The organism is Chryseobacterium oryzae, from assembly GCF_022811665.1.
GTDB classification, from domain to species: domain Bacteria; phylum Bacteroidota; class Bacteroidia; order Flavobacteriales; family Weeksellaceae; genus Chryseobacterium; species Chryseobacterium oryzae.
Genome location: NZ_CP094529.1, coordinates 3089276 through 3105245, shown reverse-complemented (window position 1 = coordinate 3105245; position 15970 = coordinate 3089276). Strand labels below are relative to the sequence as shown.

At 34.3% G+C, this 15970-nt stretch carries 18 protein-coding genes; 2 read left to right on the top strand and 16 right to left on the bottom strand.

Features of this window, described 5'->3' with window-relative positions:
• Window positions 1–161 precede the first annotated feature (161 nt).
• The 9 genes from MTP08_RS14130 to MTP08_RS14090 all read right to left on the bottom strand — a co-directional run bounded on the left by MTP08_RS14130 (window position 162) and on the right by MTP08_RS14090 (window position 7385).
• Window positions 162–674, bottom strand: coding sequence for a DUF6973 domain-containing protein (locus MTP08_RS14130; protein ID WP_209388752.1), 513 nt, complete (start codon window positions 672–674; stop codon window positions 162–164).
• 55 nt (window positions 675–729) lie between these two features.
• Window positions 730–1584 (bottom strand): acetyl-CoA carboxylase, carboxyltransferase subunit beta, encoded by an 855-nt coding sequence (gene accD / locus MTP08_RS14125; RefSeq protein WP_243576488.1) that lies wholly within the window; start codon window positions 1582–1584, stop codon window positions 730–732.
• Window positions 1585–1680: 96 nt separating this feature from the next.
• On the bottom strand, window positions 1681–2751 hold the full coding sequence (gene fbaA / locus MTP08_RS14120) for a class II fructose-bisphosphate aldolase (RefSeq protein WP_209388750.1): 1071 nt from the start codon (window positions 2749–2751) through the stop codon (window positions 1681–1683).
• Between the two features lie 70 nt (window positions 2752–2821).
• The gene (locus MTP08_RS14115) at window positions 2822–3688 is read right to left on the bottom strand and encodes an NAD kinase (protein ID WP_209388749.1); all 867 of its coding nucleotides are present in this window, start codon (window positions 3686–3688) and stop codon (window positions 2822–2824) included.
• Between the two features lies 1 nt (window position 3689).
• Complete coding sequence (locus MTP08_RS14110; protein WP_243576487.1) at window positions 3690–4340, bottom strand: CBS domain-containing protein; 651 nt, start codon at window positions 4338–4340, stop codon at window positions 3690–3692.
• A gap of 184 nt (window positions 4341–4524) precedes the next feature.
• On the bottom strand, window positions 4525–5055 hold the full coding sequence (locus tag MTP08_RS14105) for an RNA methyltransferase (RefSeq protein WP_243576486.1): 531 nt from the start codon (window positions 5053–5055) through the stop codon (window positions 4525–4527).
• A gap of 54 nt (window positions 5056–5109) precedes the next feature.
• Window positions 5110–5991 (bottom strand): bestrophin family protein, encoded by an 882-nt coding sequence (locus MTP08_RS14100; protein ID WP_243576485.1) that lies wholly within the window; start codon window positions 5989–5991, stop codon window positions 5110–5112.
• A gap of 70 nt (window positions 5992–6061) precedes the next feature.
• Window positions 6062–7162, bottom strand: coding sequence for a glycosyltransferase (locus tag MTP08_RS14095; protein WP_243576484.1), 1101 nt, complete (start codon window positions 7160–7162; stop codon window positions 6062–6064).
• On the bottom strand, window positions 7152–7385 hold the full coding sequence (locus MTP08_RS14090) for a uroporphyrinogen decarboxylase (protein WP_209388744.1): 234 nt from the start codon (window positions 7383–7385) through the stop codon (window positions 7152–7154). The genes MTP08_RS14095 and MTP08_RS14090 overlap by 11 nt, the downstream gene beginning before the upstream one ends.
• A gap of 151 nt (window positions 7386–7536) precedes the next feature.
• On the opposite strand from MTP08_RS14090, the gene MTP08_RS14085 reads away from it, so the two are divergent.
• A complete protein-coding gene (locus tag MTP08_RS14085; protein ID WP_243576483.1) occupies window positions 7537–10068 on the top strand; it encodes an ATP-dependent Clp protease ATP-binding subunit in 2532 nt (843 codons plus the stop codon).
• Between the two features lie 84 nt (window positions 10069–10152).
• On the opposite strand, the gene MTP08_RS14080 is transcribed toward MTP08_RS14085, so the two are convergent.
• Window positions 10153–10683: a hypothetical protein gene (locus MTP08_RS14080; RefSeq protein ID WP_243576482.1), complete on the bottom strand. Its 531-nt coding sequence runs from the start codon at window positions 10681–10683 to the stop codon at window positions 10153–10155.
• A 126-nt stretch (window positions 10684–10809) separates the two neighbouring features.
• On the opposite strand from MTP08_RS14080, the gene mnmA reads away from it, so the two are divergent.
• Complete coding sequence (gene mnmA / locus MTP08_RS14075) at window positions 10810–11997, top strand: tRNA 2-thiouridine(34) synthase MnmA (protein ID WP_243576481.1); 1188 nt, start codon at window positions 10810–10812, stop codon at window positions 11995–11997.
• Between the two features lie 54 nt (window positions 11998–12051).
• Here the strand turns inward: mnmA and MTP08_RS14070 are convergent, their stop codons facing one another.
• The 6 genes from MTP08_RS14070 to MTP08_RS14045 all read right to left on the bottom strand — a co-directional run bounded on the left by MTP08_RS14070 (window position 12052) and on the right by MTP08_RS14045 (window position 15938).
• Complete coding sequence (locus MTP08_RS14070; RefSeq protein WP_243576480.1) at window positions 12052–12798, bottom strand: LytR/AlgR family response regulator transcription factor; 747 nt, start codon at window positions 12796–12798, stop codon at window positions 12052–12054.
• A gap of 64 nt (window positions 12799–12862) precedes the next feature.
• Window positions 12863–13126: a 2TM domain-containing protein gene (locus tag MTP08_RS14065; protein WP_243576479.1), complete on the bottom strand. Its 264-nt coding sequence runs from the start codon at window positions 13124–13126 to the stop codon at window positions 12863–12865.
• Between the two features lie 26 nt (window positions 13127–13152).
• Window positions 13153–13446, bottom strand: coding sequence for a 2TM domain-containing protein (locus MTP08_RS14060; RefSeq protein ID WP_243576478.1), 294 nt, complete (start codon window positions 13444–13446; stop codon window positions 13153–13155).
• A gap of 196 nt (window positions 13447–13642) precedes the next feature.
• Window positions 13643–14545: a glycosyltransferase family 2 protein gene (locus MTP08_RS14055; protein WP_243576477.1), complete on the bottom strand. Its 903-nt coding sequence runs from the start codon at window positions 14543–14545 to the stop codon at window positions 13643–13645.
• A gap of 4 nt (window positions 14546–14549) precedes the next feature.
• Entirely contained in the window at window positions 14550–15515 is a 966-nt protein-coding gene (locus tag MTP08_RS14050; RefSeq protein ID WP_243576476.1) for a glycosyltransferase family 9 protein, read from the bottom strand.
• Window positions 15516–15518: 3 nt separating this feature from the next.
• Window positions 15519–15938: a SufE family protein gene (locus tag MTP08_RS14045; RefSeq protein WP_209388737.1), complete on the bottom strand. Its 420-nt coding sequence runs from the start codon at window positions 15936–15938 to the stop codon at window positions 15519–15521.
• Window positions 15939–15970: the final 32 nt, after the last annotated feature.

Sequence of the window (15970 nt, the reverse complement as noted above, 5' to 3'; positions counted from 1 at the left end):
AAAAGTAAGATTACAAAAAGAGAGAAGATATAAATTTCGGCGACATTAAAATTACTGAATTTTTGTCATTCCTTAGTAATCTAAACGGTATATTTTTGGGGAAATTATGCTGATATTCCTACGGAATTATATTCTTAATGGATAAATGAAACGCTTAATTTTTATTTTTCATCCAAATAAACCAATTCTCCGGCAAAATCATCATCCAGGTTTTTCAACACTTTTGCATTTGCTGTTTTTTTTTGCAACTCTTCTACGAAGAAACTTTTTTCAAAAAACTGACGGTGAATTCCCGGGAGAAGCTCCATAAAATAATCCATCCCAACCTTATTGTTGTGCAAATCCATTTTGGTTTCCAATGGCTTATTGGGAAATAATTCTTCGTGAAGATCTGTAATTTTTTTACAGAAATCCAAAGCTTTTTCAGGAGAAGATACTTTACTGCAGTACATGGTAATGAGGCAGCACCAAAATGCATGTCTGAAGGCATTGCCTTTTCCATTTTTTGAGGCAGTTTTAGGATAAAGCTTCTGTGCAATGGTAAAAGCCTTTATTGTTGCATAAAAACTTAAAACCGAGAAAATAGGATGGGGTAACACAGCGGACAAAAGCCTGAGAATTTTTTTTAAACTCATGCTTTTTATGGTGTTGAAAATCACTTTAAAAGTCCTCATAAAAAATAAAAATCTCTCCCAAATTGAGAGAGATTTGTTTTATTTAAATTAAATTTTATGCTTTCGAAGCCAATAAATTTACTGTTTGCGATACTTTATCTTTTATTTCTGTTCTTTTAACGATAAAATCTACAAACCCTTTTTCCTGAAGGAATTCTGAAGTCTGGAAACCTTCCGGTAAATCTCTACCGATGGTTTCACGGATTACTCTTGGCCCTGCAAATCCGATCAATGCTTTAGGTTCTGCCATGATGATGTCTGCCGTCATTGCGAAAGATGCGGTAATTCCGCCAAAAGTAGGATCGCAAAGGTAGGCAATATACAAAAGACCCGCTTCTGAAAGCTGAGCCAGTTTTGCCTGAACTTTTGCCAACTGCATCAAAGAATAGGTTGCTTCCTGCATTCTTGCTCCACCAGATTGGCAGATAATCATATAAGGAAGTTTTTTCTCGATACAGTAATCAATCGCTCTTCTGATTTTTTCTCCCATTACAGAACCCAAAGATCCTCCAATGAAAGCGAAATCCATACAAGAAACCACCATTTCGGTTCCGTTTACGGTTCCCACAGCATTTCTAATAGAATCTGTGAGTTTTGTTTTTGCTTTAACTTCCTTCAGACGGTCAGTATACGACTTTGTGTCTTTAAAGTTGAGCATATCAATACTTTCAACATTAGCATCCAATTCGGTAAACTTGCCTTCGTCAAAAAGGATATCAAAAAACTCAGCACTTCCTATTCTTACGTGGAAGCCATCTTCCGGAGAAACATAATTGTTTCTTTTAAGTTCATCATGTTCCACTACTTTTCCAGACGGAGTCTGATGCCAAAGTCCTTTCGGAACATCTTTCTTCTCATCTGTAGAGGTTGTAATATTTTGTGCTTTTCTTTTAAACCAGTCGAATGCCATTTTTAATAAGTATTAATGTACAATGTATAGTGTAAAATGTATAAAAACAGAGCATTAAAATACTTTGTACTTTATACATTTTACTTTATACAAATTTTATTTAAGCGTATTTACGTTATTTAAATCTTCAAATGCCTGTACCAATCTCTTAGAGAACGTTTCTTCACCTTTTCTTACCCAAACTCTCGGATCATAGAATTTTTTGTTTGGTTTTTCTTCGCCTTCAGGATTTCCGATTTGAGTTTTCAAATATTCTACATTGTTTACCATATAATCTCTGATTCCTTCTGTATAAGCAAACTGAAGATCGGTATCAATATTCATTTTAATTACTCCATAATCAATTGCTTCTCTTATTTCTTCTAAAGTAGAACCAGAACCACCGTGGAATACAAAATTTACCGGTTTAGCTGCAGTTCCGAATTTTTCCTGAACAAATTTTTGAGAGTTTTCTAAGATTTTTGGAGTTAAAACTACATTACCTGGCTTGTAAACACCGTGAACATTTCCGAAAGCAGCAGCAATGGTAAAGTTATCAGAAACAGCTTTTAATTTTTCATAGGTATAAGCTACATCCTCAGGTTGAGTGTACAATAAGGAGTTATCAACACCAGAGTTGTCTACACCATCTTCTTCGCCACCTGTTACACCGATTTCAACTTCTAAAGTCATCTGCATTTTTGCCATTCTTTCGAAATATTGAGCAGAAATCTCAAGATTTTCTTCTAAAGGCTCTTCAGAAAGATCCAACATGTGAGATGAGTAAAGCGATTTACCGGTTTGTTTGTAAAATTCTTCGCTTGCATCTAGTAAACCGTCAATCCAAGGTAATAATTTTTTTGCAGCATGATCGGTATGAAGAATTACGGTAGCTCCGTAAGCCTCTGCTAAAGTGTGAATATGCTTAGCTCCTGCAATTGCACCAAGAATGGCAGCTTTTTGTCCGTCATTGCTCAATCCTTTTCCTGCATTAAAAGCAGCACCTCCGTTGGAAAACTGAATAATAACTGGAGAATTTAGTTTTGCAGCAGTTTCCATTACAGCGTTTACGGTGCTCGAACCGATTACGTTTACTGCAGGCAATGCAAATTTATTTTCTTTCGCATGCTGAAAAATATCTGTAACTAACTGACCTGTGGCAACTCCTGCCGGAAAAATTCTGCTCATATTTTAGCTTTTAGTAAGATTAAATTTAGTTTGAAAATTCTTGTAAAGATAACATTTTTTTAATCAATAATTAATTTCTTTTGTCTCTTCCCCAAAGAAGCTTCTGGCGTATAGTTTCGTAGAAACTGAGATTGTTTGGCTGCACAAGCAAAATTTGAAAATTCGCTTTCTTGATCACGATTTCCTGATCTGTTTCGATATGAATAAGTCTGGAGTCTAATGAAAGAGAATATTGCGGAACTCTGCTCTCCACTCTGAATTTTATTTCGACCTTATCATTCACAACCAAAGGTCTTACATTAAGATTATGAGGGGCGATTGGGGTGATAACAAAATTTTCGTTGTTGGGAGAAATAATAGGACCTCCACAACTTAGAGAATAGGCAGTAGAACCTGTTGGAGTAGAAACAATAACGCCGTCTCCCCAAAAAACATTCAGAAATTCGTTATTAATGTAAGAATCTACGGTTATCATAGATGTGGTTTCTTTTCTGGAAATTGTCACATCATTCAAGGCAAAAGGAAAAAAATCTTCAGATTTTGGAGAAACAACTTCAATTACAGAACGGCGGCTGGTTTTTACATCTCCTTTAAGGATAGAATCCAGTGCTTTAAAGGCTTCCTCTTTGGTAAAACTTGCGAGAAAACCTAATCTTCCTGTGTTTACTCCTACAATAGGAATTTCTAAATCTTCTATAAAAGTAAGAGCGTTTACAATGGTTCCGTCTCCTCCAAAAGTAAAAAAAAGATCTACTTTTTTTTCAATAAGATCTTGCTTATGAGAAAAAGTTTCGAAAATTTTAGAAAACTGAAGTGCTTCTGCCATTTCGTTATACAGAACAGATTCTACACCTCTGCTTTCCAGCTCGGAGATAAATTTACTTAAATATAAAAAAGTATCTAAGTCTTTTTTCTGCGAATAAATGGCTGCCTTCATATTAGATTTCTATAAATTTCTGTAAAAAACCAAACCGGTCTTTCAACATATCTGTTTTCTCGTCAGAATAATATTTTTCTACAATTCTGTAATCGTATCTGTCGAATGTTGCATCAATAGACGCTAGATTCTCATTGCTCATCTTCAATGTTACTTGGATGACTTCATCCGACATCATGCTGATAAAACCTCCGTAAAATTTAGAATTGTTGCTTTCTACAATATTGGCAATTTCCGTCATAGAATATTTTCTGGAAGGTACTTCTACCGTAATTATTGCACCGGTTTCTGAAAAAAGCGGATATTTTGATAGCGTACGGAAAACATCATCACAGGTAATATATCCCAAATATTTTTCGGATTTATTGATGACGGGAATTACATTCGCATCGAAAGTATAAAAAAGACGAATGCTGTCTAAAATATTATTGTCTTCCAAAATAGCAAATCTTTCAATCTGATGTTCCAGATTTTTAAGGCTGCCTTCTTCTTCATAGAGGAAGTCTTTGGCTATTGCACCGTGGAAGTGATGAGATTTCTTAATGAAAATATGTGTATATCCAAAAGCTTCTATTGTTTCTCTTGCCGACTCTATAGAATCAGAAAGATGAAAACACGGAAAATCTTTTGAGATATAGTCCTTAATAAACATTGTGCTAATTTATAAAAAATTCAACTAAACAATTTCCTTATCAACCTGTTTTTTTTGAAAAGTTGAAAATTTCGTTCTTAAAAATTTGTCGGCGTCCAAAAAAAATGTACCTTTGTCGCCTTTCATTTTTACTTTTTATTAGATTTATTTCAAACTGCACTGTCTTTCAGACAGAAGCAGTTTTTTATTTTAAGGCTTTTGCAAACTCCCACATTACGATTCCTCCGCAAACACTTACATTTAAAGAATGCTTGGTTCCCAATTGAGGAATTTCAAGAAAAGTTTCGATGTTTGGTAAAGCTTCATCGCTAATTCCGTCTACTTCATTGCCCAGAATAATGGTATATTTTTTAGAATGATCAATTTTAAAATCAGAAATCATAATGCTGTTTGAAGTTTGCTCGATTCCCAAAATTTCAAAGCCATTTAATTTCAAATTTTCAATAGCGGTATTGATGTCTTTTTCATAGCTCCAGTCTACACTTTCTGTAGCACCCAGAGCCGCCTTATGGATTTCGCGGTGTGGAGGTTGAGGTGTAATTCCGCAAAGAACAATCTTTTCCACCAAAAATGCATCCGCAGTTCTGAAAGTGGCTCCTACATTATGCATACTTCTAACATTATCCAACACGACGACCAAAGAGATTTTATCTGTTTTCTTGAATGTTTCTACATCTATTCTGTTGAGCTCCTCAAGCTTTAATTTGTGTACCAAAATATTATTTCTATTTAAAATTTATGAATTCAATTGCAGAGCGAATTCAGCTGTTTATTTTTTTCCAACGATGATTTGATGAACGTTTCGTTCGATGTTCTGAGCAATAGTTTCCATAGGAATATCGTTTTCATCATTATTAAAAGGATCTTCTATTTCTTCAGCGATTAATTCTAAACTCATTAATACATAAAAGACAAAAACCGTTAGCGGAATCATAAAATATCCGAGATTAATGACATACGCAATGGGAAGTGCCAAAACATACAGAATGATAAACTTTTTTATAAAAGATGAATAAGAATAAGGAATAGGAGTGTTTTTAATTCTCTCGCATCCGCCGCAAACTTCCAGAAAACCAGATAATTGTGTGTCTAAAAAAAGCATTTCTGTATCGGTAATCTTACCTTCTCTTTTAAGCTGATATAATTTATGGCTAAGAAGTGCTATTAAATCTGAAGGACCATGATTTTTCAATGAGTTTTCGATCTCAGAATAATCTTCATCCAATGCGAGTCTCGTAGATTCTTTAGAAAGGTGTTTTGCTAAAAAATGCGGAAAATATTTAATATATCTTGCAATTTGATATGCAGATTGCCTGTCTTCTGCAAGAATAGAATTAATTTTTATGGCAAAGTTTCTGGAATCATTTACCAGTTTTCCCCACAGTTTTCTGCCTTCCCACCATCTGTCGTACGCTGTATTTGTTCTGAAAACCAAAAGCAAAGAAAGTACAAATCCGAGTAAAGAATGAATCATCCCTACATTACTCACCTTCGAGTTTGAAGTTAAATGAAGATATTCTATCTCAAGATACTGAACACCGTAAGAATATACAGCCATAAGAAGCATCGAAGGAAAAAGAATCTTCAACGTATCGCTTTTATGAAGGCTAAAAAGAATTTTAAGGAAATGTTTGGTGTCGTAAACTCTCATAAATACACTGTATATTGCAAAGATAAAAGATTAGAATAACGCAGCAGACATTTATAGTGTATTTCTGAAACTAAGAGAGTGTAATTTTTTCAAAAAGATTCAGAATTTTGTGCTCTTCATTTTCCCAACATAAGGCTTCGGCAGCTTTTTCGAGTTCAGGGAAATAATTTTTTCTGCCTTTTTCTAACACTTTTTTTATGGCTTTGGCAATAGACTGAGGATTATGATTTTCGATAATCTCACCCACATTAAACCTGTTTTTAATGCTTTCCATTTCAGGAAATGGAGACATAATTAAAGGAACTCTGCCCTGAATACAGTCTAAAACTTTGTTGGGCAAAGAATAAAAGTAACTTTCTCCGCCGTTTTCTTCAATACTCATTCCGCAATCTGCCAAAATCGTAATTTTACGTAAATCCTGTGGCAGCAATTTCCCTATAAACTGTACTTTTTCCTGAAGATTTTCCTTTGTAACCAAATCTTCATATTCTTTTCTCATAGGACCATCACCTGCAATTTTAAAAACTACATTTTCAAGATGATGCATTGCCAATATCGCTTTGTCAATTCCGCGGAAAGGATTGATAACGCCTTGATATAAAATGATTTTAGGATTATTCTCGGGAATATTTTGTGAAAAATCAAACTTTCTAGGTGCATTTCTTACAACCACTGCATCCACGCCATATTTTCTATGAAACCAGTCTGCATACCCCGAACTTGCAGTCATCATGAATTTTATTTTCGGAACAAGACTTTTTTCGAGATATCTCCACAGTTTTTGTGACAGTTTACCCTGTATAGCAGGCATTTCAGAAAAAATCTCATGGCTGTCGAAAACCAAAGGAATATTGTATTTTTTTGAAATTAAATAATTCGGTAACAGTGCATCCAAATCATTTGCTAAAAGAATTGTGTTTTTATCAAATTTAGATTTTAATTCATGATACAGCTTCCAGTTGAATTCAAAATAAGCGGTTTTTAAGCTTTTGGAAGATAAAGAAATTCGGGAAAAAGGATAAGGTCGGTGCATTTCTGTTTTACCGCCCCAATCATTTCCAATTAGCTCAATTTGGTATCCGTTTTCGTATAAAGTTCGGCAGACTTTTTCTATTCTTTGATCCGTATACAAATTGCTGAACGCGGAGACTAAAATTTTTTTACTGCTCATGTTTATTTTTTGCCGCAATTAAATGATAAATCTGCACCAGACAGATAATTCCATTGGGGATAATAACCGGCCAAAGCATACCGCTGAAAATACCGTAGATTACAAAACAGATACAGCCAATTAAATTAACAATCCTGATTTTTGTTAAATCTTTCAGGATAAAACTTAAAACAATAAAAAGAGAAGCGGCATAACCGATGTAAGTTGCGGTATCAGGATTCATGAACAGAATTTGAGAATCACAAACTTAATCATTTTCAGAAAGATAAAAAACATTTTTCTGCCATAAAGTCATTAATTGTTATTTGGTAAAATATTTGTAATTTAGATATCGAATATAAGGCAACGTTGCTTTTATTCTAATGAGATAAATTATGGATTATAAGTTTTCACAAGGTTTGAGCCAAGTGTTCAAGCAAAGCAAAAATGAAGCCCGAAGGCTGAAAAGTGAATTTCTTAATACAGAACATCTACTTTTAGGTATTATAAAAACAGAAAACTCTGCAAAAGAAATCCTTCAAAACCTTAATGCCGATTTAACACAGATCAGAAGAAAAATTGAAACTTTAAATACAGCAAGTCTAAATCCTATTTCTGAGGAGGTTACCAATATTTCTTTCACGAAAATGGCAGATCATGCCGTTAAACGTGCAGAGCTCGAATGCAGACAATACAAAACAAACGAAATTAATACTGTTCATTTGCTTTTGGGTATTCTTTATAAATATGAAGATCCTACTTCCACTATTTTGGGCGCTTATGATGTAGATTATGAAGGTGTGTCTAGAGAATATCAAAAAATGCTGAAAAATTCTGGACAAACTCCGCGGAATTCTGCTTATGATGACGATGACGATAAAGAAGAATTTGAGCAAATGAGAAAACCTACCGGAAATCTAGGTTCTGCAAAAAGTAAAACTCCAACGTTAGATAATTTTGGTAGAGATTTAACCGCCTTGGCAAGAGACGGAAAATTAGATCCGGTTATCGGTCGCGAGAAAGAAATAGAGAGAGTTTCTCAGATTTTATCGAGAAGAAAAAAGAACAATCCTCTTTTAATTGGTGAGCCGGGTGTTGGGAAATCTGCGATTGCTGAAGGTTTGGCATTGAGAATTCAACAGAAAAAAGTTTCCAGAGTTCTTTTCGGAAAAAGAGTTATTACCCTGGATCTTGCAAGTCTGGTTGCGGGAACCAAATACCGAGGTCAGTTCGAAGAAAGAATGAAAGCCATTATGACGGAACTCGAGAAAAACCGTGACGTAATTTTATTCATAGATGAGTTGCATACTATTGTTGGAGCCGGAAGTTCTACAGGAAGTTTAGATGCTTCCAATATGTTCAAGCCAGCTTTAGCAAGAGGGGAAATTCAATGCATTGGTGCGACTACTTTGGATGAGTACCGTCAGTACATCGAGAAAGATGGAGCTTTAGAAAGAAGATTTCAAAAAGTAATGGTGGAGCCAACTTCTATTGAAGAAACCATCCAGATTTTGAATCAGATTAAAGATAAATATGAAGAACATCATAATGTAATTTACACTCCTGAAGCTATTGCGGCGTGTGTAAATCTTACATCTCGATATATAACAGACCGTTTTTTACCAGACAAAGCTATTGATGCGATGGATGAGGCAGGTTCTCGTGTTTACATCAAAAACATGAAAGTTCCTACTGCAATTATCGATTTCGAAAAGAAAATTGAGGAAATAAATGAGCTAAAACAGAAAGCAGTAAAAGCTCAGGATTATCTTGAAGCCAGAAAACTGAAAGACGAAGAAGAACGTTTGCAGATGGAGCTTAATTCTGCTCAGGACCAGTGGGATAAAGATGTAAAAGAGAAGAAAGAAACGGTGTCTGAAGAAAATGTAGCAGAAGTTGTTTCTATGATGAGTGGCGTTCCTGTAACCAAAGTTGGCAAAAATGAACTCGACAAATTGGCTCAGATGGATGAAAAGCTGAACGGTAAAGTAATCGGTCAGGAAGATGCTGTGAAAAAAGTAGTTAAAGCCATTCAGAGAAACAGAGCCGGGTTAAAAGATCCAAACAGACCCATCGGAACTTTCATTTTCCTCGGAACAACGGGTGTCGGTAAAACAGAGCTTGGTAAAGTAATGGCAAGAGAGCTTTTCGATTCTGATGAAGCTTTAATAAGAATCGATATGAGCGAATATATGGAGAAATTTGCGGTTTCAAGATTGGTTGGTGCGCCTCCGGGATATGTTGGGTATGAAGAAGGCGGACAATTAACCGAAGCTGTACGAAGAAAACCTTATGCAGTTGTTCTTTTGGATGAAATTGAAAAAGCTCACCCGGATGTATTCAATATCCTGCTTCAAATTTTAGATGAAGGTCACGTTACAGATAGTTTAGGTAGAAAAATTGATTTTAGAAATACAATTATCATCCTTACGTCGAATATCGGTACAAGAGATATTAAAGATTTTGGGGATGGAGTAGGATTCGGAACAAATGCGAAGAAAACCAATTCTGATTCCAGAGCCAGAGGTACTATAGAAAATGCACTTAAAAAAGCATTTGCACCGGAATTCTTAAACAGAATTGATGATATTATTATCTTCAACTCTCTTGAGAAAGAAGATATCAAGAAAATTATTGATATCGAATTGAATAAACTTTACAGCAGACTAGAAAAACTGAACTATAAAGTTGAGTTAACAGATAATGCTAAAGATTTTATTTCTGAAAAAGGTTGGGATAAAGATTTCGGAGCAAGACCTCTAAAAAGAGCTATTCAGAAGTATATTGAAGATTTATTGGCAGAAATGCTGGTAAATAAACAATTAACTGAAGGAGAAACGGTAGTTCTTGATCTTAATGAAGCGAAAGACGGATTAGAAGGTAAAACATCAAAACCAAAAAAATCTGCTGAAAAATCTCAGTCTTAGATTGAATAACTAAACTATAAAAAGAAAGCATCGGGATATTTCCGATGCTTTTTATTTTTTCTTACATTTTCCAAAATCAATAATTTACAATCCTACCACAAATCCAATATTGGGCACTAATCCGCTAGAGAAAATACTCGAATTTTCTTTCCACAATACATTGTACATCAATCCTAATTGCAGATAAGAATTATTACCGATACTCTGCATATAACCACCGCCAAGATATAGAGCATCTTCATTTTTGGTTGCTTTAAAATCGTAAAAAGTATCTTTATAGTTGATAAAATAATGCTGATAATTGGCACTTACAAAAAAAGATCTTGCAAAATAATAGTTCAGAAATGGTCCCAACCCGAACATGGTCGAACGATAATAATTAGATTTCTGCCAAGAAATACTTCCCAAAGCTCCGCCTTCCAGATTGTCTGTAAACCGATATCCCACTCGTGGTGCTGCGGAAAGATTAAAGTAATTGTTGCTTCCGAAACTTGCTCCAATTCCCCCTCCGAAAGTCCAGTTGGAGTGCATTGTGTCCTGAGAACTGTTTTCTGTTTGAGCATTTAAAACCAAAGCAGAAAAAATAAAAGCCGAGAGTATAATTTTTTTCATCATTGTTAATGGTTATCAATCATTCAAATTTAAAGCATTTATTTAATAATCAAAATACTGCTTAATAAAATCGTATTTTTGCACCGTCAAACTAAGAACTCCCGTTAAGAGTTTCGTAAAATTGAAAAAATGAAAGTAGTTGTAGGCCTTTCCGGAGGCGTAGATTCTAGTGTTACAGCTTATTTGCTGCAACAGCAAGGGCACGAAGTCGTAGCTCTTTTTATGAGAAATTGGAATGATGCTTCGGCTACATTGGAAGATGAGTGTCCGTGGATAGAAGACAGCAATGATGCGCTTATGGTGGCTCAAAAGCTTGGAATTCCTTTTCAGGTAATCGATATGAGCGATCTTTACAAAGAAAGAATTGTAGATTACATGTTCGATGAATATCAGCGAGGAAGAACTCCCAATCCAGATGTTTTGTGCAACAGAGAAGTAAAATTTGATGTTTTTATGAAAACGGCAATGTCTTTAGGTGCAGATAAAGTGGCAACGGGGCATTATGCAAGAGTAAATTCTACCATTGATGAAGACGGAAAAGAAATTTTTCATCTTTTGGCAGGTAAAGATAATAATAAAGACCAGTCTTACTTCCTTTGCCAGTTAAGTCAGGATCAGCTTTCTAAAGCTTTATTTCCTATCGGAGAGCTTACAAAGCCTCAAGTAAGAGAAATTGCTAAAGAAATAGGTTTGGTAACCGCCGATAAAAAAGATTCGCAGGGTTTATGTTTTATCGGGAAAGTAAGTTTACCACAGTTTTTGCAACAGCAGTTGGTTCCAAAAGAAGGAGAAATTGTAGAAATTTTTAAAGATTCACCAATTTTTGCTCAAAAAAAACCCGAATTTTCTTCAAAACAGGAAGAATTAGAATTTTTAAGCCGAAAAATTCATTATCAAAAAACGGACGGTAAAGTTATTGGAAAACATCAAGGAGCACAGTTTTTTACCATTGGTCAAAGTAAAGGTTTAGGAATAGGAGGCCATAAGGAAAGTTGCTTTATCATCTCCAGGGATATGGAAAACAATATTCTTTTTGTAGGAGAAGGGCATCAGTTTCCGGGACTTTTGAAAAAAGCTTTAAAAATTGATAATTCTGAACTCCATTGGGTTCGTGAAGATTTAAAACTAAAAAATGGAGAATCTATGGAAGTTTTAGCAAGATTCAGATACAGACAGCCTTTGCAGAAAGCTGTTTTGTATCAGTTTGAAGACGCTTTCTATATAGAATTCGAAGAATTGCAGTCTGCAATAGCAGAAGGTCAGTTTGCGTCATGGTATTTGGATGACGAACTTATCGGAAGTGGTGTAATTTCCTAAAATATTTTTTAATAAAAGACAAACCTTAAACAATCATTCTGTTTAAGGTTTTTTTTAATTTCCTACCAGCCAATCTTTAAAATCTTTCACTCTGTCGCGGCTAACGGTAATTTCTTCTTGTGGCTGAAACTCCAGTTCCACTTTATAATTGGGAGAAGTATGTATATTTTTAATATAATCTGAATTGATGATATACTGGCGATTAACCCGGAAAAATTTCTTTTCGTCTAAAGCATCTTCCAACTCATCCAACGTGAAATCTGAAGGATATATTCTTTCCTGAGTTTGCAGATAAACAATTTTATTTTCGCTGAAAAAACAGCTTACTTCTTGGGTCTGAACAATCTTAAGATTATATCCTATCTTCACAAGAATTCTGGATAAAACTGTTTTTTCTTTCTTAATGAGTTGCTTAATGTCGGACGATTTGATAGCTTGATCTGATGGGATAAAAGATTTAAACTTTTCAATAGCACCTTGAAGATCTTCTTCCATTATCGGTTTTAAAAGATAGTCGATACTGTTGAGTTTGAAAGCTTTTAAAGTATACTGATCGAAGGCGGTGGTATAAATGATAAATGCCTTGGTGAAAATTTTATCGAAAATATCAAACGAAAGCCCATCGCCCAAAACAATATCAGAAAAAATAAGCTGAGGATGCTCATTCCCCGAAAACCATTCTACTGCTTCTTCTACTGATTCCAGATTGGCAACAATTTGTAAATCAGGAAATAAACCCAACATTCTTTCCAGTTTTCTTGCGGCAGGTTTCTCGTCTTCAATAATAACTGTTTTAATCATTCCCATTTAAATTTCAAGATTTTATCTAATGTTAAAAATAAAGAAATATTTTGATCTTTATATCCTAATATTTCTTTTCAGTATTCATTTCCTGCTCAATAATTTTTTGTTCCCAAGAAGAATTCAATATAAATAGTTTTACTGCTTTTACTACAAGAATTATTGCCCAAATTGTAAGAATTAATGAGCCATGAAAAGTGTAATCTGTGGTCATACATTTTACAAAACCTCTACCCGAAATTATGATTGCTACAATTGCAAACCACATACAGTTTTTATAGAATGATTTTAAATTTTTTACTCTTTGTTGTGCGATGTTATAGTTCATGATGATAGTTATTTAGTGATATTTAATTAAAGTGATTTCGAATTATTTTTTTCTTCCTGTATAAGCTGGTTTATTTTCTTTTCTTCCCATTCTTTTCCGATTCCGAAAGTGGTGGCGGCATGTGCAACAATGCCAATTCCCCATCCTAACATTGGCCATAAAAACCAAAGATATTCTGGTGAAGTTAAAAGATTTAGAACCGCTAAAAAAGAAATTACTAGGCAATATGAAGTAAGGTTGCCATAAAACCCTTTTAATTCTTTAACTCTTGTGGCTGCTTTTTGGTAAGCTAATTCTTCTTTGTTGATGTAAGTTTCCATATTTTCAGATTTAAAGTGTAACTGTTTGTTTTTGTTGAAACAAATGTAGTACAGAATGCAATCTCGAATCAATTTTATATGACCGAATGGTACAATATGGTTACTGAGTGGAAGGATTGATATTCTCAGTTTTAAAATGCAATATCAACAGTAAAATTTATAGGAAAGAACTTTCTTTGAATTTCTCCAAAAATAGTTATGATAATCTTTTTATAAGGAGGAGAAGCTTATAAAGATCCAAAAACGTAAGATTCGGATTCTGAGAACGTAAATTTTTGATAAAATAACCTTCAAAACTGTTTAAGATTTTTGCTACAGCAAACTTTAATGCAGGCACTTTAGAAATAAACAGGTAAGCTTTTACTATTTTTATTTCGGATAATTTTGAATGTAACGTTTTATCCTTCAATAATAAGGCAAGGTTATCGATAGATTCGGCTACTTTATTAAGATAAACCACATTAGATTCCACATCGTTATTTAAAATATAATTTTCAATATGATGAATCGGGATATTTTTGGCTTTTAAATCCATCGCGAAAATTAAATCTTCATATCCGTATTTTTTGACAGAAGTATTAAAAGGCACTTCCTCAAAAACATTCTTAGAAATCAGAAAATTATTGGTCTGAAAACTTAAATAAGGTTTCTCAATTCTTTTTTTTAAAGGTAAATTTTCTCTTTCAACAGCAAACCTCCATCTTAAAATATTATTGGGTGTCAAAGGTTTTTTAGGGGCAATTCTTCCTCCATAAACGACTTGTGATGAGAGGTTTAGTTCTATAAAATCGAAATATTTTTTTAAAAAATCATCAGAAATAATTTGACCGTCGCAATCCAGAAAAAGTAGGTAATCGGTATGCGAATATTTAAGAAAAAGATTTCTGATTTTTGATCTGCCTATATTTTTTTCAAGACCGACAAAACCGTCACACAAATTTAGAATTTCCTGGTTGTATTGGATGAATTTGGAGTCTGAAGCATCGTCAATAACAATAATTTCTGCGTTTAAAGAATCTTTTTGAATTTGATGTTTTAATTCTGTAATCAATTCTCTTACATCGAAATTAAAGACCGGAATGCACACAGAAATTTTCATTGTGCTAAACTTTTTCGATAATTTGCTGAATTCTTATTTCCTCAAGACAAGCCCAATCTCCTCTGAAGCATTCTTTGTCTCCAAAAACTGAACACGGTCTGCAGCTTAAATCTTTAATCTGGACCACGTCATTTTCACTTTGTCCGAACCCTAAAAACCCCGCAAAAGGATGGGTAGAACCCCACACAGAAATACACCTTGTTCCCACAATACTTGCCAAATGCATATTGGCAGAATCCATAGAAATCATTACTTCCAACTCAGATATTTTATTCAGTTCTTCCGAAAGGCTAAGTTTTCCTGCCAAACTTTGGGTGTTAGGAATTTGCTGTTCCCATTTTTCTAGGGTTTCCATTTCTTTTTTTCCGCCACCAAAAAAGTAAACTGTGTTTTTCTCTGCCAGAATTTTTGCCAGTTCGAAAGACTTTTCTAAAGGCAGCATTTTTCCTTTATGCTGTGCAAAAGGAGCAAAACCAATTCCTTTTTTTTGTGTAGTTTTCGGACGAAGCTGGTGCGAAAGGTTTACCGTAAAACCCATTTCACGAAATACATCTGCATAACGTTCTGTAGTTTTTTTAAGCTGAAATTTATCTAAATTCCAAACATTGGTAAGATTTTCTTTTTCTTCTTTTCCTTTATTTATTTTAAAAACTTTTAGCCCTTTTCTGATGTAAATTTTATCCAGTATTTTAGAACGTATAACATCGTGCAAATCAGCAATATAATTAGGTTTGTAAAGATTGAGGAGTTCTTTTGCCAAACGGCGTACTCCCAAAAAACCTTTATAATCGTCTACATCAATTCCGTGGAAGATAACATTCGGAATATCAGAGAATAAGCTTTCAAAATTTTTTCTGGAAACCATAATGATTTCCACATTAGGATTCTGCTCCAAAAACTCCCTGAACACAGGTGCTGTCATGGCAACATCACCAAAAGCAGAGAAACGGTATGCTAAAATTCGGGTCACTTCTTAAGATTTCAATTGATAAGCAACAGCGTAAAATTTAATCTGTTTGGTCATTGCCATTAATCCGTTGGCTCTGGATGGAGACAAAAATTCCTGCAACCCGATTTCGGAAATAAAATCGAAATCAGAGTCGAGAATTTCCTGTGTAGAATGCCCGCTGTAAATGCTGATAAGAAGAGAAACAATCCCTTTAGGCAAAATACCGTCCGAATCGGCATCGAAAAATAATTTTCCATCCTTAAATTCAGCATCAATCCACACTTTACTTTGGCAGCCTTTGATGAGGTTTTCGTCTGTTTTTTTATCTTCCGACAGCCCCTTCAGCTCTTTTCCAAGATCAATAATATATTCGTATTTCTGTTCCCAGTCATCCAAAAAGGCAAATTCGTTAATGATATCCTGCTGTTTTTCTTTGATGGTCATATTGGTACTTTTCTTTTGGCAAAGATACTGTT

Bases quoted from the DNA above. Each gene is read 5' to 3' on its own strand.
- MTP08_RS14130 (WP_209388752.1), bottom strand. From the start codon at position 674: ATGAGGACTTTTAAAGTGATTTTCAACACCATAAAAAGCATGAGTTTA.
- accD (WP_243576488.1), bottom strand. From the start codon at position 1,584: ATGGCATTCGACTGGTTTAAAAGAAAAGCACAAAATATTACAACCTCT.
- fbaA (WP_209388750.1), bottom strand. From the start codon at position 2,751: ATGAGCAGAATTTTTCCGGCAGGAGTTGCCACAGGTCAGTTAGTTACA.
- MTP08_RS14115 (WP_209388749.1), bottom strand. From the start codon at position 3,688: ATGAAGGCAGCCATTTATTCGCAGAAAAAAGACTTAGATACTTTTTTA.
- MTP08_RS14110 (WP_243576487.1), bottom strand. From the start codon at position 4,340: ATGTTTATTAAGGACTATATCTCAAAAGATTTTCCGTGTTTTCATCTT.
- MTP08_RS14100 (WP_243576485.1), bottom strand. From the start codon at position 5,991: ATGAGAGTTTACGACACCAAACATTTCCTTAAAATTCTTTTTAGCCTT.
- MTP08_RS14095 (WP_243576484.1), bottom strand. From the start codon at position 7,162: ATGAGCAGTAAAAAAATTTTAGTCTCCGCGTTCAGCAATTTGTATACG.
- MTP08_RS14090 (WP_209388744.1), bottom strand. From the start codon at position 7,385: ATGAATCCTGATACCGCAACTTACATCGGTTATGCCGCTTCTCTTTTT.
- MTP08_RS14085 (WP_243576483.1), top strand. From the start codon at position 7,537: ATGGATTATAAGTTTTCACAAGGTTTGAGCCAAGTGTTCAAGCAAAGC.
- MTP08_RS14080 (WP_243576482.1), bottom strand. From the start codon at position 10,683: ATGATGAAAAAAATTATACTCTCGGCTTTTATTTTTTCTGCTTTGGTT.
- mnmA (WP_243576481.1), top strand. From the start codon at position 10,810: ATGAAAGTAGTTGTAGGCCTTTCCGGAGGCGTAGATTCTAGTGTTACA.
- MTP08_RS14070 (WP_243576480.1), bottom strand. From the start codon at position 12,798: ATGATTAAAACAGTTATTATTGAAGACGAGAAACCTGCCGCAAGAAAA.
- MTP08_RS14065 (WP_243576479.1), bottom strand. From the start codon at position 13,126: ATGAACTATAACATCGCACAACAAAGAGTAAAAAATTTAAAATCATTC.
- MTP08_RS14060 (WP_243576478.1), bottom strand. From the start codon at position 13,446: ATGGAAACTTACATCAACAAAGAAGAATTAGCTTACCAAAAAGCAGCC.
- MTP08_RS14055 (WP_243576477.1), bottom strand. From the start codon at position 14,545: ATGAAAATTTCTGTGTGCATTCCGGTCTTTAATTTCGATGTAAGAGAA.
- MTP08_RS14045 (WP_209388737.1), bottom strand. From the start codon at position 15,938: ATGACCATCAAAGAAAAACAGCAGGATATCATTAACGAATTTGCCTTT.